The following is a 20815-nucleotide window of genomic DNA, read 5'->3' on the forward strand; positions in this document are numbered from 1 at the left end:
CCGGCTATCTGCGATACCGGGCGTTTGAGATTGCTGTAAAACAGGGTTTTTACTGTACCGGCGGTTCCGGTGTCACCATCATCCATTTTTTGGGTTTCAGCGAGTAATGTCCCGCTTTCAGTGCTGCCCATGCCGCCTGCTGATCGGCTTCAGAGGCATACTGAATATCCTGATAATCGCTTTCTGTCCAGACCAGCTTATCCGGCTCTCCCTCAGCAACTTCAGTGGTCTGCTGCCAGATCTGACAGTACAGCGATGTATCGGAGTAACCGGTAATACAGACCACCGCCTCATCCTGTCCGTCTCCGTCCGCATCCGCCATAAATCCGAGACACTCCCCGTTCGCGGAGGTTTCCGTGCAGAACCAGCTGCGGGTAACATCCGGTTTTCCCTCCCACCAGGATTCCGGTAATTCCGGGCTGCCCGGTACTGTGAGCAGCACTTCCTGCAGCGTCCGGCGGTTATCCTGATCATAAGAGGAATAGGTCAGTGCTTTACGGTATTCCGGATTGTCATTCAGCACGGTGAGTACCACCTCGCCCCGTTTCCCCAGACCTTCCAGGGTATAGCGGATATCAGAGGTGACTTTGATTCTGCCCTTTTCAATACCGGCCAGAATACTGTTTGCCGTGATCTGTTTAAAATCTGCCAGCGGACTGCTGATCACCAGAATAACCGCCATCAGAGTCAGTAATCCGGCCTTGTTGACCGGCCCGAGCAGTTCCGCCCATCCGCTGCGTTTCCATAACAGTGCCACGCTGTACGCCAGCACGACCACCGCCAGAAACAGCGCGATACTGAATCCGTATAACCGATCCATACTCCAGCTGTATTGATTAACACGCACCAGAATGCCGTAAACCGACGACAGTGAAAAAACGTTCAGCAGCAGTACACCGGCCAGAACCAGCCCGCTGAGCCAGGAGCGGAAGCGCGGGACGCACTCATTGCCGTAAACCAGATTCAGCAGAATGATGTTCAGCGCGACAAACCAAATCATGGTGAATGAACCCAGCCCGCTGACACGGACGCCGGTCACCACGGATAACAGCAATCCGCCGGCGGCAATCACACCGATAACTGTCAGCAGCGGCAACAACACCCGTGCCACATAGCCGGCAATTTTTCCGGTGCTGAAAGAAAAGACCGACCGGACAAATACCAGACTGACGTTAAACCCGAGACAAAAACTCATCCAGTAATACAGAGAATCATCCAGCCACCCGCTGAGAAACTCCAGGTTCACAATCCGGAACAGATAGACCGCCAGATGCAGCATGCCCATCACCAGCAGACCGATAAGCCCTGCCAGCGCACCCAAAACGGTGTTTCTGACATACTGTTCCGTCAGCAGCGCATAATCCGGATTCCGTGAGCCGGATGACTGCCATAGCTGAAACCACGGCAGAATCAGCCAGAACAGCAATACCAGCAGAGGAATAAGCGAAGAAAGTTCACGGGTGTGGCCCGCCGTTGCCTCACTCAGATACCAGTAATTCATCCAGACACAGAGAACCGCCGTCAGGACCAGCCCTGTCCAGAGAGCCGCAGAGGAAAACCGGTTGATCAGATAACTGAATACCGTCGGCACAAACAGCGCCAGCAGCATCGGCAGCCAGACCAGTGACCCCGGCAACTGCCATGAACTGCGGATCAGGTAATCGGATGTTGCATTCAGTGCAAGCCCCTGAAGGAGCGCCACCACAATAACAATAAAATAGACAAAACGGCTTGCCGGTACCGGGACTGTACTGTTTTTCATTCTGAAACCCCGTCAGTAATGGATATTGCTGCCGGACAGCATAGTGCCCGTGCTGACACAACGATACCCCTCAGACTCTGAAAAATAATAAAAAACCCCGGCTCAGCAGAGACGGGGTTCAGAGACAATGATTATATCACGGCTCAGGGACGATACACCTTCACATTGGTATAGCCCTGCTCTGCCAGGTAAAGTGCCTGAAGACGGCTCATCACCCCGCGATCGCAATAAAGCAAATAGGTGGTCTCCGCCGGTAAATCACCGAACTGAGTGCTGAGTTTGTAGAACGGCAGTGTGCGCACTTCGGTTCCCTCAATCTTCAGCGGGTGTGATTCCTGTTCATCCGGCGAACGGATATCCAGCACCACGTCAGAAGCAGACAGCTCAGACACCATCTCCACTTCAGTGACCTGCTGCTCACTCTGCTGCGCGATCACACGGATATCCATGTTCTGCGCGTTGAGCACCACATCATCCAGAATCGCGAAGTCGAATTTTTCTTCTTCGGCTTCGATTTTCTCTTTGACGGCTTTTACGGTCGGATTTTTTGAGATCACACCACAGAATTCCGGCATGGTACGGGCAAAATCTTCAGTACCGATCTGACGGGCAAGATTGATAATGGTTTCTTTGTCGTGTGAGATCAGCGGACGCAGTACCAGTGTATCAGTGGCATTGTCGATCATACGCAGGTTGGTCAGCGTCTGGCTGGACACCTGTCCCAGCGCTTCGCCGGTCACAATCGCCTGCACGCCGTAACGTTCCGCCACACGGGATGCCGCACGGACCATCATCCGCTTGAGCACCACGCCCATCTGGCCGTCATCCACTTTTTCCAGAATTTCCGCCACAACCGGCTCAAAATTCACGGCGACAAAACGGACTTTATGCGAACTGCCGAAGCGGTTCCACAGGTAATGCGCCACCTGTTTCACACCGATTTCATGTGCCGCGCCGCCTAAATTGAAGAAGCAGTAATGAACACGGCAGCCACGGCGCATCAGCATATAACTGGAGACACCGGAGTCAAATCCGCCTGAGATCAGGGATAACACATCTTCCTGAGTCCCGATCGGGAAACCGCCGATACCTTCCAGACGACGCACCACAAGGATCAGTTTGTCATCTTCCACTTCCAGGTTCACCGTCACATCCGGATGCGTCAGTTTTACCTTCGCAGACGGAATATGCTGGTTCAGGCCGCCGCCGACATAACGTTCCAGCTCAATGGAGCTGAACGGATGCTTGCCGCGGCGTTTGGCGCGGACACAAAAGGTTTTGTTTTCCAGTGACGCGGCATACATCTCAAATGTCTGCTCATAGATATTATGCAGATCGGTAAATGCGCGCTCTTCCACCTGTAAAATATGGTGGATACCGGGAATGCGGGTCAGGCGGTCAGCCACGCCCTCACCAAGCTCTTCTTTCTTCACGCGGACTTCAAGATAGTCCCAGTGACGGACAACCGCCACATCTTCGGCCAGATCTTTAAGCACATTACGGATATTGCTGGTCAGAATTTTAATAAAGCGCAGGCGGACACTCTGGCTTTTGATGGTAATTTCAGGAAATAATTTAATGATAAACTTCATAACGGTTTACTGGCTATCGGCTTGATTTGCAAAGGACGGAGCAGCCGGTGTCGGGCAGCGGCAATCCCCGTTGATGAAATTGAAAGGCGGCAGTATATCACCATATCTCGATCTGCCCCGTAAAAATCGTAAATGAGGGGCACAATTTTCACTGAAAAGTGTAAACTAGGAATTATTTGCGACATAAATGCAACATCAGTGAAAAACAGACTATGACCAAGAAAACATCCGCAACGAAAACCGATGCACTGAGCTTTGAAGCATCACTCGATGCCCTTGAGGGGATCGTCACCCGCCTGGAAGCGGGTAATCTGCCGCTGGAAGAAGCCCTGGCCGAGTTTGAGCGCGGTATCGCACTGACCCGCACCAGTCAGAAAACCCTGATGGCAGCCGAACAGCGGGTACAGATCCTGCTGAATGATGATGAAAACGCCCCGCTGAGCGATTTTACACCTGAAAACGACTGACCGCCCGGATCGGCGGTTCCCTGTGTGAACGAGAATGACCATGTCTGAACAAACTCCCGAAACATTCCGCAACCAACTGACACAGGCCAGAGAGCGTGTTGATCACGTTCTTGATGAGATCCTGACCACTCTGCCGTTTGCCGCCACCGACATGGGCAAAGCCATGCATTACGGTGCTTTGCTGGGCGGCAAACGCCTGCGCCCGTTCCTGGTGTACGCCACCGGTGAGATGTTTGGTGTTGCCGCTGATAACCTGGATGCCCCGGCGGCGGCTATTGAGTGTATTCATGCCTATTCCCTGATCCATGACGATTTACCGGCCATGGATGACGACACACTGCGCCGCGGCAAACCAACCTGCCACGTCGCATTCGGTGAAGCGAATGCTATTCTGGCAGGCGATGCCCTGCAAACCCAGGCGTTCGCTATCCTCGCGGCACGGCCGATGCCGGATGTGCGCCCGGAAGACCGTCTGGCGATGATCGCCGAACTGGCGGATGCCGCCGGTCTTGGCGGAATGTGCGGCGGCCAGGCACTTGATCTGGAAGCCGAAGGAAAAAACATCGGTATTCATGCGCTGGAACAAATACATAACCATAAGACCGGTGCTTTAATCCGTGCTTCCGTCCGCATGGGCGCGATGAGTGCCGGTGAAGCAGGCCGCCGCATGTTACCGGCTCTCGACACATACGCACAGGCTATCGGCCTGGCGTTTCAGGTACAGGATGACATTCTGGATGTTATCGGTCATACGGATGTGATCGGAAAAAGCCAGGGCAGTGACGCCGCTCACGGGAAGAGCACGTATCCGTCGCTGCTCGGGCTGAAAGCCGCTCAGGATAAAGCACAGGCGCTTTATCAGGAGTCACTGGCTGCGCTTTCACAGCTTGAAGAACATCATTACAACACAGCAACCCTGCGTGAACTTGCTAATTTTGTGATTGAACGTAACAGCTAATCCGTCCGGCACGTTCCGGTATTTTCAGAAACTTTAATAAGAATTAGTGAGCATTACATGAGTATTGATATCGCTAAATATCCGACTTTGGCACTCGTTGAGACGCCTGATGATTTGCGTCTGTTACCGAAAGAGAGTTTACCGAAACTCTGCGATGAACTGCGGCAATATCTGTTAAACAGCGTCAGCCGTTCCAGCGGGCATTTTGCCTCCGGTCTGGGGACGATTGAACTGACTGTCGCACTCCATTATGTCTATCAGACGCCGTTTGATAACCTGATCTGGGATGTCGGCCACCAGGCTTATCCGCACAAGATCCTGACCGGACGCCGTGACCGCATCGACACCATCCGTCATAAAAACGGGCTGCATGCCTTCCCGTGGCGCGAAGAGAGTGAATATGATGTCCTGAGTGTCGGTCACTCCTCCACCTCTATCAGTGCCGGTGTCGGGATGGCGGTTGCCGCTGCCCGCGAAGGACGTAACCGTAAAACCGTCTGTGTGATCGGTGACGGTGCAATCACCGCCGGGATGGCTTTTGAGGCGATGAACCACGGCGGGGATATCAAATCCGACATGCTGGTGATCCTCAATGACAACGAGATGTCCATCTCCGAAAACGTCGGCGCCCTCAATAACCATCTGGCACAACTGCTTTCCGGCAAGCTCTATACCACGCTGCGCGAGGGCGGAAAAAAAGTCTTCTCCGGCCTGCCGCCTATCAAAGATCTGCTGAAGAAAACCGAAGAGCACATCAAAGGCATGGTGGTACCGAGCACGTTCTTTGAAGAGCTGGGCTTTAATTATATCGGGCCGGTCGACGGACACGATGTGTTATCCCTGATCCAGACGCTGAAAAATATGCGTGATCTGAAAGGTCCTCAGTTCCTGCATATTATGACGAAAAAAGGACGCGGTTATGAACCGGCTGAAAAAGATCCGATCAGCTGGCACGCCGTGCCGCAGTTTGATCCGTCAACCGGCACACTGCCGAAAAGCAAATCATCCAAACCGACCTTCTCAAAAATCTTTGGTGACTGGCTGTGCGAGGAAGCAGAACACGATCCGAAACTGATGGCGATCACCCCTGCCATGCGTGAAGGGTCCGGTATGGTGCGTTTCTCCAAATCCTTCCCTGATCAGTATTTTGATGTGGCGATTGCCGAGCAGCACTCAGTCACCTTTGCCGCCGGGCTGGCTATCGGCGGTTACAAACCGGTTGTCGCAATTTACTCCAGCTTCCTCCAGCGCGCCTACGATCAGGTGATCCACGACGTTGCCATCCAAAAACTGCCGGTGCTGTTTGCTATTGACCGCGCCGGGATTGTCGGCAATGACGGCCCGACACACCAGGGGGCGTTTGATCTCTCCTTCCTGCGCATCCTGCCGAACATGGTGATCATGACCCCGAGTGATGAAAACGAGTGCCGTCAGATGCTGCACACCGGCTATCACTACGGCAAAGGCCCGGTTGCGGTACGTTATCCGCGTGGCGGCGGTTGCGGTGCCACACTCCAGCCGCTGGCTCAGATTGAGATCGGCAAAGGTGTCGTCCGCCGTGAAGGAGAAAAAACCGCGATTCTGGTCTTCGGTACCCTGCTGGAAGAAGTGCTGAAAGCAGCGGAAAACCTGAACGCGACCGTGGTTGATATGCGTTTTGTCAAACCGCTGGATGAAGCCCTGATCCTGGAGATGGCAGCACGTCATGACACCTTGGTAACAGTCGAAGAAAACGCCGTTATGGGCGGTGCGGGCAGTGGTGTGAACGAATTCCTGATGGCACAGCGCAAGCCGGTGCCGGTGCTCAATATCGGCCTGCCGGACAGCTATGTGCCGCAGGGTGACCAGGAAGAGATCCGCAGTGATATGGGGCTGGATGCAGACCATATTCAGAAGTCCATCGAAGCGTATCTGGCAAAAGCCTGATTACCTTTCTCCGGACACAAAAAACCCTGCATCACATCCGCAGGGTTTTTTTATGTCACTGATAACGCGTTTACGGTCTACTCTGCCGCAACTTTCACCGCAAAGTGATCAAACCCGCTCAGCGCCGGTTTCACTTCCTCACCTTTACTGAAATAGCGGATACCGTCACTCTCCGGCTTCATCTGCCCGATACAGCAGAAAGGTGCACCGGTATGTGCCAGGGCCATTTCCAGCGCACCACGGTTGATTTCCGGAACGGTAAAGCACAGTTCATAATCCTCACCGCCGGCCAGCGCGCGGGCAAGCGCCTGCTCCGGTGATGAACAGGCTTTCAGTGCCTCAGACATCGGTAAATTATCCAGTTCAATCCTGGCACCGCAGCGGCTGGCTTTCAGGATATGGCCGAGATCAGAAATCAGCCCGTCAGAAATATCAATAGCAGAGGATGCAAGGTCACGCAGCGCCTGTCCCTGCAGGATACGCGGTTGTGGCCGCAGATGGCGTTTCAGCAGATAGTCTTTATGTGCCGGGTCTTCAGGCTGCAATTCATCCAGCAAAATTGCCAGTCCGGCGGCACTGTCACCCAGCGTGCCGGTGACATAGATCCAGTCGCCGTTACGGGCACCGGCGCGTTTCATCGCCCGCCCGGCCGGTACCAGACCATGAACGGTCAGCGTCAGGCTCATCGGACCGCGGGTGGTATCCCCGCCGATTAACTGCATACCGTAATAATTGAGTTGTTCGAAGAAGCTGTCACTGAATTCCCCCAGCCACTCTTCATCAATGGAGGGCAGCGTCAGCGCCAGTGAAACCCAGGCCGGATCGGCACCGATAGCGGCCAGATCACTTAAATTCACCGCCAGGGACTTCCAGGCCAGATCACGGGCAGACACCGAAGGCAGAAAATGAATGCCGGACACCAGGGTATCCGTACTGACAGCAACCTGCTGTTTTTCCGCCACGGTCATCAGGGCACAATCATCCCCGATACCCAGTTCAACGTCCCGGCGGTAATAATGCTGCCGGTCAAAAAAACGCCGGATGAGATCGAATTCACCACAAGCCATAATCAGAAATTCCGCGTTCAGATAAAGACAAAAGGCCGGTTTTACCGGCCTCTTTTATATCATGTCATGTATGTCCGTGCATAAAGTATCAGATGATTACTTTCTGCGGGCATTTGGCGCGGCTTTATCGAGCACGCCATTGACAAATTTGTGGCTTTCTTCCGCGCCGAACACTTTCGCCAGTTCAATCGCTTCGTTGATCACCACTTTGTAAGGGATATCCTCACGGTAGCTTAATTCATACATCGCCAGACGCAGAACCGCTTTTTCCACCTGACCTAACTCCTCCAGCTGGCGGGAGAGGTACGGCGCCATCAGTGCATCAAGGCGCACTGCATTCGTTGCCGCGCCGAAGAGCAGCTCACGAAAATAGGCGACATCAACATCTTTGACATCCTGCTCTGACAGAAATTCTGATTCAACATCCGCAATGTTATTGCCGGATAACTGCCACGAATAAAGCGCCTGAACGGCACATTCACGAGCACGACGACGAGCTGCAGGTTTCACACATATCCCCTTACTAAAATCTAAATTCAGCCTTTGATGGCTTTAATCACATTGATCATTTCCAGCGCGGTCATTGCGGCTTCCGCCCCTTTGTTACCGGCTTTGGTTCCCGCACGTTCAATGGCCTGTTCAATATTTTCGGTGGTCAGCACCCCGAAAGTCACCGGAATCGAGCTGTTCATCGCAACGGCTGATAACCCGGAGCTGCATTCACCTGACACATATTCAAAATGTGCAGTGCCGCCGCGGATAACAGTACCCAGCGCAATGATAGCGTCATATTTTCCGGTGTCGGCCAGTGTTTTCACTGCCAGAGGCAGTTCATAAGCACCCGGCACCCAGACCGTTGTAATGTTCTCAGAGGAAACCTGACCGATACGCTCAAGCGCATCAACCGCACCGTCTAACAGGCTGTCGTTGATGAAGTTGTTAAAGCGGGCAATTGCGATGGCGATACGCGCACCCGGCGCACTGACAACACCTTTAATGACGTTCATAGCCTTTCCTTCTTACGAGTTTCATACTGCGGGGCGCGGATTTTATCACATTCTTTCCGTCACCGCGCCTGTGTTTTTCAAACTCCGGAATAAAATTTAAATTCCGGCGTAAATTCAGCGATTAATAAACCGGGATCAGCCGCAGGCGGAGATCCGGCCCGACCATCGTGCAATCGTCAATCCGGAACTGCGGCGCATCCCGCAAATGGGCAAGCGGCGGCAGTGTAAAGAGATCCTGCGCATCACTGCCCAGAATTTTCGGCGCCAGATAGAGCACAATCTCATCGGCCAGCCCGGCTTTCAGCAGCGCACCTGCCATATGTGAACCGCACTCTGTCCAGATATGGTTAATATTGCGCTTGCCGAGCTGCATCATCAGCAGAACCAGATCCACACCACTGCCGTTCTCCGGAAGAATAATTTCCTCAACATCGCCCTGCCAGTTATCGGGCTGAGAGGCGGTTCGTGCCAGCCAGCAACTGCCGGGTAACTGTGTGACACGATGCTGTGCGGTGACCCGCTGACGGCTGTCCGTGATAATCCGCACCGGCTGGCGGATAGCCGCTTCCGGATAACTCTGCTGCAACGATGCCGGGAAATCCGCATGACGGACAGTCAGACCCGGATCATCCGCCAGCACCGTGGCACTGGTGGATAAAATGGCTCCGGCCTGTGCCCGGAACTGCTGGACATCCTGCCGTGCAGCTTTTGAGGTGATCCACTGACTTTCGCCGTTGGCCAGGGCGGTTTTGCCATCGACAGACGCCGCCATTTTCAGCTGGATATACGGGAAACCAGTGCGCATCCGCTTAAAGAAGCCTTTATTCAGCGCTTCCGCTTCCTGCATCAGAACACCGTGACTGACGTCAATTCCGGCTTCGCGCAGTTTAAACAATCCGCGCCCGGCCACCTGCGGATTCGGGTCCTGCATGGCGGCCACCACCCGGCTGACCCCGGCATTCACCAGTGCCCCGGCACACGGCGGCGTACGGCCGTGATGACTGCACGGTTCCAGTGTGACATACGCGGTGGCACCGCGGGCTTTCTCACCGGCCATACGCAGCGCGTGCACTTCCGCATGCGGTTCACCGGCGCGCTGATGATAACCTTCGCCGACGATTTCGCCGTCACGTACAATCACACAGCCGACATTCGGGTTCGGTGCCGTAGTAAAACGACCCAGTGCCGCCAGTTCAAGGGCGCGGGCCATATAGAATTCATCAGAATGCATCATGTTCAGTCCTGCAGGCGGGCAATTTCCTCGCCGAATTCACGGATATCCTCAAAACTGCGGTAAACCGACGCAAAGCGGATATACGCGACTTTATCCAGCTTTTTCAGCTCGCTCATCACCAGTTCGCCGACAAACTTAGCAGAGACTTCCCGTTCACCGGTAGCCCGTAACTGTGATTTGATATGGCTGAGGGAGGTTTCGATATTGTCAGAACTGACCGGACGTTTCTCCAGCGCCTTTTGCATACCGCGGCGCAGTTTTTCTTCGTCAAACGGTTCACGGCTGTCATCACTTTTGATCACGCGCGGCATAACCAGTTCGGCAACCTCAAACGTGGTAAAGCGTTCGTGACATTCCAGACACTGGCGGCGGCGGCGGACCTGGGAGCCATCACCCACCAGGCGTGAGTCGATGACTTTGGTATCAACGGCAGAGCAAAACGGGCAATGCATAAATTATCCTGCGGGTCAATGAACTGTCGCGGTAGTTTACCCTGTTTACACATAAAAAACACCCTGCATGCTTGCACATACAGGGTGTTTTCTGTTTTTCACGGCAGAAATTACGGCAGGATAGATTCCTGATCCGCACCTTCTTTTTCCACTTTCTGCACAATCAGGTGCTCACGCTTCATACCCAGTTTCAGGGCCAGCGCGGACGCCACGTAGATTGAGGAAATAGTACCGATAGACACACCGATCAGCATGACCAGTGAGAAGCCCTGCAGCATCGCACCGCCGAAGATATAGAGCATCAGAACCACTAACAGGGTGGTTGCCGATGTCATAATGGTACGGCTTAACGTCTGAGTCAGGGAAACGTTCATGATCTCATACGACGTACCACGGCGGATTTTGCGGAAGTTCTCACGGATACGGTCAGATACCACGATACTGTCGTTCAGTGAGTAACCGATAACCGACATCAGAGATGCCACAATGGTCAGGTCAATCTCAATATGGAATAACGACAGTACACCAAGGGTGATGATAACGTCATGCGCCAGCGCGATTACCGCACCTAACGCCAGACGCCATTCAAACCGCATCGCCACGTAAATCAGAATACAGATTAATGCCGCAATCAGCGCCATCGCCCCGGTCTGAGCCAGTTCCGCACCCACACTCGGGCCGACGAACTCGATACGCTTAACCACCGCACTTTCATCAATGTTTTTGTTGATCACATTGATAACAGTTTTACCCAGTTCCTGACCGGCAGCACCTTCTGCCGGCGGCAGACGCACCATGATGTCACGGCTGCTGCCGAAGTTCTGGATCAGCGGATCTTTAAATCCTGCCTGCGCGACGGTATCACGGATTTTATCCAGGTCAGCCGGCTGGCTGAAGTTAACTTCAATGACGGTACCGCCGGTGAAGTCCAGACCCCAGTTAAACCCTTTCACGCCGATGATTGCCACAGAGGCAATCAGCAGCAGCGCCGAAATGGTAAATGCCACGTTGTCCCAGCGCATAAAGTCATAGACTCTGCGGCCGTGGTTTAATTGTTCAACAGTATAATCCTGTGCCACAACGTGCTCCTTAAATAGACAGCTTATTAATACGTTTACCGCCATACAGCAGGTTCACGATGGCGCGTGTACCGATAATCGCTGTAAACATGGAGGTTGCCACACCAATGGCTGTCGTAATCGCAAATCCTTTAATCGAACCGGTACCGACCGCGTAAAGAATAACAGCGGTAATCAGTGTGGTTAAGTTTGCGTCGATAATACTTGAGAAGGCGCCTTTATACCCTTCATGGATCGCCTGCTGGACAGATCGGCCGTTACGCAGCTCCTCTTTGATACGTTCGTTTATCAGAACGTTCGCATCGACCGCAACCGCAAGGGTCAGCACGATCCCCGCAATCCCCGGCATGGTCAGCGTTGCACCCGGTAACAGCGACATCACCCCGACAATCAGGATAAGGTTCGCCAGTAACGCGCTGCTCGCGATCAGACCGAACTTACGGTAGTAGATCACCATGAAGAGAATTGAAGCCATCAGCCCCCACAGACACGCTTCCAGGCCCTGCTCGATATTCTGCAGACCCAGAGTCGGCCCGATGGTCCGCTCTTCCACAATCTGGATTGGTGCAATCAGAGCACCGGCACGCAGCAGCAGTGATAACTGACGTGCTTCATTGGCATTATCAATCCCGGTGATACGGAAGTTCGATCCTAAACGGGACTGAATATTGGCAATGTTGATAACTTCTTCGTTTTTCTCAAGGATTGAGCGGCCTGCGGCATCTTTACGCCCGCTGTCTTTATATTCGACAAACAGGGTCGCCATCGGCTTATACAGGTTATCCTTGGTGAAATCGGACATGGTGTTACCACCGGTGCTGTCCAGCGAGATACTGACCTGCGGCTGACCGTATTCATCACTCTGTGATGTGGAGTCAGTAATATGGTCACCGGTCAGAATCACACGCTTGTACAGTGCGACTTTACGTCCGTCACGGGTGTATTTCACTTCGGTGTCGCCCGGGATACGGCCTGCATCGATAGCGGCAGGGTCAACAGTGCTGTTGACCAGACGGAATTCCAGCGTCGCGGTTGCGCCGAGGATTTCTTTCGCCCGTGCGGTATCCTGGATACCCGGTAATTCCACCACGATGCGGTCCGCACCCTGGCGCTGTACCAGCGGCTCAGCAACACCCAGCTGGTTAACACGGTTACGCAGGATAGTAATGTTCTGCATGACGGCGTAACTGCGCGCTTCACTTAAGCGCTGATCGCTCATCACGGCGGTCAGGGTACTGCCTGAACCATCTTTGAAAACTAAATCACGCAGGCGTTTTGATAACAGAGAGCTGGCTTCGGAACGTGAAGCATCATCACGGAAGCGGACTTCCACGCCGTAATCCGCAGATTTGCGGACAGAAGCGAACGGAATACTGTTTTCACGCAGCAGAGAACGGATACCATCCAGGTTCTGCTCCTGCAGTTTACCCAGCGCGGTTTCCATATCCACTTCCATCAGGAAGTGAACACCGCCACGCAGGTCAAGACCCAGTTTCATCGGCTCGCCACCGACGGCAGTCAGCCATTTCGGTGTTGCCGGGGCAAGGTTCAGGGCAACAACATATTGCTCACCTAAGCCTTTCACCAGCTCTTCACGGGCACGTAACTGGATATCAGGATTTGAGAAACGGGCAAGTATCACACCATTTTCCAGTGCGACCGACTTACTCGCGATCTGATCTTTTTCTAAAATGCTCCGGACCTGATCCAGGGTCTGTTCATTGGCGGCGGTTCCCCGCGCGCCAGTGATTTGAACAGCCGGATCCTCTCCGTACAGGTTTGGAAGCGCATAAAGCAAACCGATGAGGATCGCAGCGATCAGCATCAGATACTTCCACAAAGGATAACGGTTTAACACGGCAGTCCCTTCGGGAAAATCATACTACAGGAAGATTACAGCGCCTTCAGTGTACCTTTCGGTAAAACTGCTGCGACGAAATCACGTTTGATGGTTACTTCAGTTGTTTCGTTCAGTTCCAGAACGATGTAGCCGGTGTCAGACACTTTAGCCACACGACCGATCAGACCACCGGTAGTTAACACTTCATCGCCTTTCGCGATAGAGTCCATTAATTGCTTGTGTGATTTTGCACGTTTCTGTTGCGGGCGCAGGATCATGAAGTAGAAAATCAGCACGAATACGACCAGCATGATAATCAGAGACATCGGGCTGCCCTGAGAAGCTGCCGCACCTGTCGATGCTACTGCGTCAGAAATGAAAAAACTCATCAAACTATCCTCTTGTTATTCACATAATTATCAGGCAGATAAACCTGCCGGTGGTGCATCGCCTATGTTATACACCACCGGGTGATCCCGTTTCGGGGAAATCACTCACTTAACGGCGGAACGGGTTTCCCGATCCGCTGATAAAATTCAGCGGCAAATGCTTCCAGACGGCCTTCTTCAATGGCCTGCCGGATACCTGCCATCAGACGCTGATAGTAGCGCAGATTATGAATGGTATTTAAGCGCGCGCCAAGGATTTCATTACAGCGATCCAAATGATGCAGATAAGCACGCGTATAATTACGGCAGGTATAGCAGTCACATTCCGCATCCAGCGGCGATGTGTCTGATTTATACTTCGCATTACGGATTTTTACCACGCCGTCCGTCACAAACAGATGTCCGTTACGGGCATTACGGGTCGGCATCACGCAGTCGAACATATCAATACCGCGGCGCACACCTTCCACCAGATCTTCCGGTTTACCCACGCCCATTAAATAGCGCGGTTTATCTTCCGGGATCTGCGGACAGACATGCTCGAGAATGCGGTGCATGTCTTCTTTCGGCTCACCGACAGCCAGACCGCCCACAGCGTACCCATCAAATCCGATTTCCACCAGCCCTTTCACTGACACATCGCGTAAATCTTCGTAAACACTGCCCTGGATGATACCGAACAGTGCGTTCGGATTACCCAGTTCATCGAAGCGATCACGGCTGCGTTTAGCCCAGCGCAGGGACATTTCCATGGATTTCTTCGCATAGTCCCAATCCGCCGGATACGGTGTGCACTCGTCAAAAATCATCACGATATCAGACCCGAGATCATACTGGATTTCCATCGATTTTTCAGGACTTAAGAAGATTTTTTCACCGTTGATCGGGTTACGGAAATGCACACCCTCTTCTTTGATTTTACGCATTGCGCCCAGGCTGAAGACCTGGAAGCCGCCGGAGTCAGTCAGAATCGGCCCTTTCCACTGCATAAAATCATGCAGATCACCGTGCAGTTTCATAATTTCCTGACCGGGACGCAGCCACAGATGGAACGTGTTGCCTAATAAGATTTGCGCACCGGTCTCTTTCACTTCTTCCGGTGTCATCCCTTTCACTGTGCCATAAGTCCCCACCGGCATAAATGCAGGGGTTTCAACAACGCCACGATCAAAAATTAAGCGACCACGGCGCGCACGGCCGTCTGTCGTTTGCAGTTCATATTTCACAAAACCTCCGGCATCAGAAAAACAGTCTGATGATGTTGAATTAGCGGCAGTCAGTCAGCAGTCGCTGAAATCTGCCGGATCAGTAATCTGTAGTATATCAGTCGTCGTGACCAACTTTTTCAAATTTCGCCTGCGGGTTGCGGGTAATAAACATCGCATCCCCGTAGCTGAAGAAACGGTAATGCTCACGTACCGCTGCCTCATAGGCCTGCATGGTGTGCTGATAACCGGCAAATGCGGAAACCAGCATAATCAGCGTGGATTCCGGCAGATGGAAGTTGGTGATCAGTGCATCCACCACCTGATACTCATATCCCGGATAAATAAAGATTTGGGTATCATCAAAGAACGGTGCAATCAGTGCATCCTGTGCCGCTTTCGCCGCGCTTTCAAGAGAGCGCACCGACGTTGTGCCGACCGCAATCACTTTATTACCGCGTGCTTTACACGCCAGCACAGCATCAACCACGTTTTGCGGCACTTCCGCATATTCGGAGTGCATGATGTGATCTTCAATATTATCCACGCGCACCGGCTGGAATGTCCCAGCCCCGACATGCAGGGTGACAAAGGCCATTTCCACACCTTTTTCACGCAGTGCCGCCAGCAGCGGCTCGTCAAAGTGCAGCCCGGCTGTCGGTGCGGCGACCGCACCAGGCCGGTCATTATACACGGTCTGGTATAACTCGCGATCCGACTCTTCATCCGGACGGTCGATATAAGGCGGCAGCGGCATATGACCAATCTGATTGAGAATGGTCAGCACATCGCGCTCATCATCAAAACGGATTTCAAACAGGGCCCCGTGACGCGCCACCATCGTGGCATTTACGCTCTCATCTTCGCCCAGCAGGAGTTCCGCACCCTCTTTCGGTGCTTTGGATGCACGGACATGCGCCAGTACGCGATGCTCATCCAGCATCCGTTCCACCAGCACTTCAATCTTTCCGCCGGAGGCTTTGCGGCCGAACATTCTGGCGGGGATCACGCGGGTATCATTAAATACCAGCAGATCACCGGGATTGAGTTTATCCAGCACATCGGTGAAGATACCGTGGTTCAGTTCACCACTGGCACCATCGAGTGATAACAGACGGCACTTGCTCCGTTCCGCCTGCGGATAGCGGGCGATAAGTTCGTCCGGCAGTTCAAAAGTAAAATCGGCAACACGCATGAGATTCTCGGTTTCATCTCAAAAAGAAAAACAGGCGCAATAGTCTAGTGCCCCGGTAAGCAGGGCGCAAGAAATAACCCGTCTGACGGCGGAATAAAAGGCTGCGGTATTATGAATTTTCTCGCACATCTCCACCTTGCCTCACTGGCAAACAGCAGTTTTCTCGGCAATCTGATGGCAGATTTTGTCCGCGGCGCGCCGGAAGACCAGTACAGCGCACCGGTCGCCGCGGGGATCAGGCTGCACCGGCGCATTGATACCCTGACCGATTCACACCCGCTGGTGCGGGAAGCCCGTCAGTTATTCCGCCCGGAATACCGCCGCTATGCACCGATCACGCTGGATGTGGTCTGGGATCATTTCCTCTCTCTGCACTGGTCAGCATTTGAACCGGCAGTCTCCCTGACAGATTTCACACAACACGTCCGTACAGTGATTGAGCCGCAGCTGGCTTTTACGCCGGTGAAGTTTCAGGAGCTGAATGAATTTATGTGGCCGCAGCGCTGGTTAATCCGTTATCAGGAAGTCCCCTATATCGGACAGGTGCTGGCAGGGATGGCAAAACGGCGTCCGAAACTCGCCGCTCTCAGGGAGACAAATCAGGATTTTACAGATAATTATCAGTCTCTTGAGGAGATTTTCTTCCGCTTCTACCCTCAGATGATGGATACCGTGACAAAGCCGTTTACAGCTCAGTAACGGTTTTTACGTTCATTCACACAATTAGCACTTGAACTTTACTCAAATAACTCTATCTTATTCGGGTAGCAGATAGAATAATGAACTATTGATAGGTAAAACCTATTATATTAATCGGTATTATGAACTTTAATACCGTCCCCGGATTCTTTATTCTGTCTGTTGTTTATTGCCATACTCTATATAATCTTACAGGAGTAAATTATGGTTCTGGTAACCCGTCAAGCCCCCGATTTTACAGCTGCAGCCGTTATGGGTAACGGTGAAATTGTTGATAACTTCAATCTGAAAAAACACCTGAACGGCCGTCCGGCTGTTATCTTCTTCTGGCCGATGGACTTCACTTTCGTCTGCCCTTCTGAGCTGATCGCATTCGATCACCGCTATGAAGAATTCAAAAAACGCGGTGTGGAAGTGATTGGTGTGTCTATGGACTCTGAGTTTGTTCATAACGCATGGCGTAATACTGCTATCGAAGATGGCGGTATCGGTCAGGTTCAGTATCCGATGATTGCGGATATCAAACATGACATCATGCGAGCTTACGGCGTTGAGTTTCCGGAAGCCGGTGTTGCTCTGCGCGGTTCTTTCCTGGTGGACAAAAACGGTGTTGTCCGTCACCAGGTCGTCAACGACCTGCCGCTGGGCCGTAACGTAGACGAAATGCTGCGTATGGTTGACGCACTGCAATTCCACGAAGAGCACGGTGATGTGTGTCCTGCTCAGTGGGAAAAAGGTCAGGAAGGTATGAATGCATCTCCGAAAGGCGTTGCTGACTTCCTGAAAAAGAACTCCGGCAAACTGTAAGTTCCGGTAGTTAAAAGCGTCGTAAAACCAGCCTGAGGGCTGGTTTTTTATGCCTGAATCACGGGCAAAAAAATACCCCGCAATACGGGGTATTTTTATAATCAGGGCTATCAGGCGTGTTTGTGATTTACTTCCGGCTCAGCGCCCATAAGGCGATCAACCACAATGGAAACCACCAGCACTGCCAGTGACGGCGCAAGCCATGCCAGGTCATATTTAAAGAACGGCAGTGACTCAATCCATGACGGCATATAAGAGCCGAACATTTTAGTGGCTTTCAGCGCCCCCATCGTTCCGATAATCAGGCTGACCAGCATCGCCGGCGCAATGACCCGTCCCGGTTTTTTCCAGAAGCGCAGCGTGAAACTCAGCAGAATCAGCACAATACACGGCGGATAAATCGATACCAGTACCGGAACGGAGAATGCGATCAGCTTACTCAGCCCCAGGTTTGAAATCACCATGGAGAATGCACCGAGGATCCACACCAGTTTACGGTAAGAGATCGGCAGATAACGGCTGAAGAATTCCGCACAGGCACAGGTCAGGCCGATAGCGGTCACCATGCAGGCAACAAAAATCAGCACTGCAAGGAAGAAGCTGCCGTAGTTACCGAAGGTATACTGCACGTATTCATGCAGAATTTCCGCACCATCGGCAGGATTCGGGATAATCGATCCGCTGTTTTCCCCTAACTTGAACAGAGCCAGATAGACCAGCGTCAGCAGCACACCGGCAATCAGCCCGGCCCACATGGTATAGCGGGTCAGCAGCGAAGAGTTTTCCACCCCGCGCGAACGGGCGGCATTAACAATGACAATCCCGAATACCATCGCACCAAGGGTATCCATGGTCAGATAACCATTAATAAACCCGTTGGAGAACGCCATCTCTTTATACTCCGGCGTTGCCATAATGGCATCACCTGCCGGCCACATTACCGCAGCCACCCCGAGGATAGCCAGAGCCAGCATTTTAACTGGTGCCAGTACATGCCCGACGCTGTCCAGTAATTTACCCGGATACAGGGAAATACCGATCACACAGGAAAAGTAGATCACACTGTAAATCAGCAGGGAAATATCAGATTCCCCGCCCACCAGCGGCGCGATCCCGATTTTATAGGAAACGGTGGCTGTACGCGGTGTGGCAAACAGCGGCCCGACGGACAGGTACGCCACAACGGCCAGCAACAGCCCGGCATATTTACCGACCGGTGTGCTGAGTGCCTCAATACCGCCGCCGACTTTTGCCAGAGCGATTACTGTCAGAACCGGTAAACCGACACCGGTGATCAGGAAACCGGCAGCTGCCGTCCAGACCATTTCCCCGGCCTGAAGACCAACCATCGGCGGAAATATGATATTTCCTGCCCCGACAAACAGCGCAAAGGTCATAAAACCTAAGGCTAAAATATCTCGTGAAGTTAAACGATGCGCCATATTATTTTTGTCTGCTACTGTTAATTTAACGTTAAATATTCAATAAAAATATCGGAAATAAAAATCCAACTCCCTGATCTGTCACCGGCGGCATCTCCTGCTGTTTTAACAATCTGTTAGCACTACGTTATTCATCATAAGTTAATAACTATAGTGATTACATTTAAAAAACAGTGATATTTGCCAATAACTGACTACAAGTAGAACTTTTATAGCGCAGAAAGGCAATAGTCAAAGCAAAAACCAGAACTATATACCACAGTCTATTTCCAAAGCAGAGATTGCTGTTATGTAAGCTTCAATAAACACTATATGATTTGTTTATATTTTAATCAGACATTTTAAATCTGATGAAATTAACAGCGATTAAATAAAGAAAGCGGCAAATGCCGCTTTAATGAGAGGATTTAGCGATAAGCCGGGCAGGAATGGTAAAACTGAACTCCGTTCCCTGCCCCGGTTTGCTGGTAATATCCAGATGGGTATGATGATGCTGCAAAGCATGTTTCACTATCGCCAGCCCCAGACCGGAGCCGCCGGTCTGCCGGGAGCGGGATTTATCCACACGATAAAAACGCTCGGTCAGACGGGACAAATGTTCGGCCGGGATACCCGGACCGTTATCTTTGACACTAAACACGGCATTGCCGTTACTCAGTGCCCAGCTGACCTCAATCCGTGTATTTTCCGGCGTGTGATTCACTGCGTTATACACCAGATTAGACATCGCACTGCGCAGCTCTTCCTCATCACCGAAAATCTTCAGTTTGTCATCCACCGTAAAGCGGATCTCCTGCTTACCCCGGCTGAGGGTTACGGCTTCCTGCTGAAGCATGATCAGCATCCCCGGCACATCCACCACCTGATCCAGCCCGCTTTTGACCGCCACTTCAATTTTTGACAGTTGCAAAAGCTGCCTGACCATACCGTCCATACGACGAGTCTGTTCCTGCATGGTCAGAATTGCTTTTTTGTTCATCGGATTATCAAAATCCTGATCAGCAAGCATTTCCAGGTAGCCCTGCAAAACAGTCAGCGGCGTGCGCAGTTCATGACTGACATTGGCGAAAAAATCACGCCGTGAGTTTTCGAGACGGCGTTTTTCTGTCACATCACGGGCAACCATCAGCAGTTGTCCTTCCGAATACGGCATGATGCGCAATTCCATCATACTGCTGTTATTCAGTTCCAGTGTCAGCGGCAGCGTGTAATCCCCCTGAGTCAGATAGCGGCTGAAGTCCGGATAACGCAGAAGGTTAAAAATGTGCTGTCCGTTATCATCCGGCCAGCGGAATCCCAGCAGGTTCTGGGCATGTTTGTTACACCAGAAAATATTGCCGTCTTCAGTCATCATCACCACCGCGTCAGGCAGGGATTCAGCGCCGCTGCGAAAGCGTTTGATCAGTGTGGCGAGTTCACGGCGGCGCTTGCGGTTACGCTGCTGAAGCTGGTAGATACCATAAAAAATCGGTTCCCAGCTGCTGCGGCCGGGCGGCGGCAGCATACTGCGATCCAGCCACAGCCAGCCGGACAGTTTCAGTAAGTTATAGCTGTGCCAGATAGCAGCGGCAAACAGTGCACCGGCAAGAAACCAGCCGGTATGGCCGAAAAAAAGTGATAAAAAGAGTGCCGGAAGGCAGAAAATCAGTAATTCCAGTACAATTTTTTTCCACGAAAGACGCTCAAGCACGCGC

Annotated in this window: 19 protein-coding genes; 5 read left to right on the plus strand and 14 right to left on the minus strand. The window is 52.4% G+C overall.

All coding sequences use genetic code 11. The annotated features are described in order from the left end of the window. Nucleotides 1-49 precede the first annotated feature (49 nt). The gene (locus JC793_RS15600) at nt 50-1762 is read right to left on the minus strand and encodes a DUF7057 domain-containing protein (protein ID WP_166708479.1); all 1713 of its coding nucleotides are present in this window, start codon (nt 1760-1762) and stop codon (nt 50-52) included. A gap of 143 nt (nt 1763-1905) precedes the next feature. After that, on the minus strand, nt 1906-3354 hold the full coding sequence (gene thiI / locus JC793_RS15605) for a tRNA uracil 4-sulfurtransferase ThiI (RefSeq protein WP_112549838.1): 1449 nt from the start codon (nt 3352-3354) through the stop codon (nt 1906-1908). Between the two features lie 212 nt (nt 3355-3566). Here thiI and xseB point away from each other — a divergent pair, with 212 nt between their 5' ends. The 3 genes from xseB to dxs are packed head-to-tail and all read left to right on the plus strand — an operon-like array spanning nt 3567 to nt 6705. Beyond that, nucleotides 3567-3821, plus strand: coding sequence for an exodeoxyribonuclease VII small subunit (xseB, locus tag JC793_RS15610; protein WP_004236437.1), 255 nt, complete (start codon nt 3567-3569; stop codon nt 3819-3821). Nucleotides 3822-3861: 40 nt separating this feature from the next. Further along, nucleotides 3862-4779, plus strand: a complete 918-nt coding sequence (ispA, locus tag JC793_RS15615; RefSeq protein ID WP_171819763.1) for a (2E,6E)-farnesyl diphosphate synthase — start codon at nt 3862-3864, stop codon at nt 4777-4779. 57 nt (nt 4780-4836) lie between these two features. Beyond that, nucleotides 4837-6705, plus strand: coding sequence for a 1-deoxy-D-xylulose-5-phosphate synthase (dxs, locus tag JC793_RS15620; protein WP_054423719.1), 1869 nt, complete (start codon nt 4837-4839; stop codon nt 6703-6705). 77 nt (nt 6706-6782) lie between these two features. On the opposite strand, the gene thiL is transcribed toward dxs, so the two are convergent. From thiL to queA, 10 genes are all read right to left on the minus strand, one after another. Continuing rightward, complete coding sequence (gene thiL, locus JC793_RS15625) at nt 6783-7772, minus strand: thiamine-phosphate kinase (protein ID WP_107678512.1); 990 nt, start codon at nt 7770-7772, stop codon at nt 6783-6785. Between the two features lie 96 nt (nt 7773-7868). Then, a complete protein-coding gene (gene nusB / locus JC793_RS15630) occupies nt 7869-8282 on the minus strand; it encodes a transcription antitermination factor NusB (protein ID WP_046893147.1) in 414 nt (137 codons plus the stop codon). Between the two features lie 26 nt (nt 8283-8308). Then, nucleotides 8309-8779, minus strand: coding sequence for a 6,7-dimethyl-8-ribityllumazine synthase (ribH, locus tag JC793_RS15635; protein ID WP_004236430.1), 471 nt, complete (start codon nt 8777-8779; stop codon nt 8309-8311). A 121-nt stretch (nt 8780-8900) separates the two neighbouring features. After that, entirely contained in the window at nt 8901-10010 is a 1110-nt protein-coding gene (gene ribD / locus JC793_RS15640) for a bifunctional diaminohydroxyphosphoribosylaminopyrimidine deaminase/5-amino-6-(5-phosphoribosylamino)uracil reductase RibD (protein ID WP_218428473.1), read from the minus strand. A 5-nt stretch (nt 10011-10015) separates the two neighbouring features. Then, nucleotides 10016-10465 (minus strand): transcriptional regulator NrdR, encoded by a 450-nt coding sequence (nrdR, locus tag JC793_RS15645; RefSeq protein WP_046893146.1) that lies wholly within the window; start codon nt 10463-10465, stop codon nt 10016-10018. Nucleotides 10466-10575: 110 nt separating this feature from the next. Then, nucleotides 10576-11544, minus strand: coding sequence for a protein translocase subunit SecF (secF, locus tag JC793_RS15650; protein WP_046893145.1), 969 nt, complete (start codon nt 11542-11544; stop codon nt 10576-10578). A gap of 10 nt (nt 11545-11554) precedes the next feature. Further along, entirely contained in the window at nt 11555-13402 is a 1848-nt protein-coding gene (gene secD / locus JC793_RS15655; protein WP_166708483.1) for a protein translocase subunit SecD, read from the minus strand. Nucleotides 13403-13437: 35 nt separating this feature from the next. Beyond that, a complete protein-coding gene (yajC, locus tag JC793_RS15660; RefSeq protein WP_046893144.1) occupies nt 13438-13773 on the minus strand; it encodes a preprotein translocase subunit YajC in 336 nt (111 codons plus the stop codon). 101 nt (nt 13774-13874) lie between these two features. After that, on the minus strand, nt 13875-14999 hold the full coding sequence (gene tgt, locus JC793_RS15665; RefSeq protein ID WP_004240418.1) for a tRNA guanosine(34) transglycosylase Tgt: 1125 nt from the start codon (nt 14997-14999) through the stop codon (nt 13875-13877). Between the two features lie 97 nt (nt 15000-15096). After that, complete coding sequence (gene queA, locus JC793_RS15670; RefSeq protein WP_218426596.1) at nt 15097-16173, minus strand: tRNA preQ1(34) S-adenosylmethionine ribosyltransferase-isomerase QueA; 1077 nt, start codon at nt 16171-16173, stop codon at nt 15097-15099. Nucleotides 16174-16284: 111 nt separating this feature from the next. Here queA and JC793_RS15675 point away from each other — a divergent pair, with 111 nt between their 5' ends. Together JC793_RS15675 and JC793_RS15680 are read left to right on the plus strand one after the other, a co-directional pair. Then, on the plus strand, nt 16285-16872 hold the full coding sequence (locus JC793_RS15675) for an acyl carrier protein phosphodiesterase (RefSeq protein ID WP_046893142.1): 588 nt from the start codon (nt 16285-16287) through the stop codon (nt 16870-16872). Nucleotides 16873-17076: 204 nt separating this feature from the next. Continuing rightward, on the plus strand, nt 17077-17679 hold the full coding sequence (locus JC793_RS15680; protein ID WP_046893141.1) for a peroxiredoxin C: 603 nt from the start codon (nt 17077-17079) through the stop codon (nt 17677-17679). A 110-nt stretch (nt 17680-17789) separates the two neighbouring features. Here the strand turns inward: JC793_RS15680 and brnQ are convergent, their stop codons facing one another. Further along, entirely contained in the window at nt 17790-19121 is a 1332-nt protein-coding gene (gene brnQ, locus JC793_RS15685) for a branched-chain amino acid transport system II carrier protein (protein WP_218426597.1), read from the minus strand. A 394-nt stretch (nt 19122-19515) separates the two neighbouring features. Beyond that, on the minus strand, nt 19516-20811 hold the full coding sequence (gene phoR / locus JC793_RS15690) for a phosphate regulon sensor histidine kinase PhoR (protein WP_166708487.1): 1296 nt from the start codon (nt 20809-20811) through the stop codon (nt 19516-19518). Nucleotides 20812-20815: the final 4 nt, after the last annotated feature.

This window comes from Morganella morganii, from assembly GCF_019242955.1.
In the GTDB taxonomy this organism is placed as follows: domain Bacteria; phylum Pseudomonadota; class Gammaproteobacteria; order Enterobacterales; family Enterobacteriaceae; genus Morganella; species Morganella sibonii.